Origin of the sequence: Frankia gtarii (assembly GCF_025403375.1) — a bacterium.
Classification (GTDB): domain Bacteria; phylum Actinomycetota; class Actinomycetes; order Frankiales; family Frankiaceae; genus Frankia; species Frankia gtarii.
The window spans coordinates 1-545 of record NZ_JAMPTM010000609.1 but is presented as its reverse complement, the minus strand read 5'-3'; the positions used below and the strand labels follow the sequence as shown (position 1 = coordinate 545).

The 545-nt window shown below is 67.3% G+C and carries 1 protein-coding gene; it reads right to left on the bottom strand.

Annotated features, from left to right (window positions below; genetic code table 11):
• A partial coding sequence (locus tag NBZ83_RS32545; RefSeq protein WP_308203409.1) for a carboxyl transferase domain-containing protein occupies nucleotides 1–545 on the bottom strand: 545 nt, incomplete at both ends.

Below are 545 nucleotides of genomic sequence, written 5' to 3'. Positions count from 1 at the left end.
TCGCGGCGGACGGTGGCGAGCACCGCCGCGGCCTGCTCCCCACCCATCACCGAGATCCGCGCGTTCGGCCACATCCACAGAAACCGCGGCGAATACGCCCGCCCACACATCGAGTAGTTCCCCGCACCGAACGACCCACCGATCACCACCGTGAACTTCGGCACCCGCGCACACGCCACCGCCGTCACCATCTTCGCCCCGTGCTTGGCGATCCCCCCCGCCTCGTACTCCCGCCCCACCATGAACCCCGAGACGTTCTGCAAAAACACCAACGGAATCCCCCGCTGATCACACAGCTCGATGAAATGCGCCCCCTTCAACGCCGACTCGGCGAACAACACCCCGTTGTTCGCCACGATCCCCACCGGATGACCATGCAACCGCGCCGTCCCGGTCACCAACGTCGCCCCGTACTCCCGCTTGAACTCCGCGAACCGACTCCCATCCACGATCCGCGCAATCACCTCCCGCACGTCATACGGCGTGCGCGAATCCGTCGGCACCGCCGCGTACAGACCGGCCGGGTCCACGGCGGGCTCCTCGAC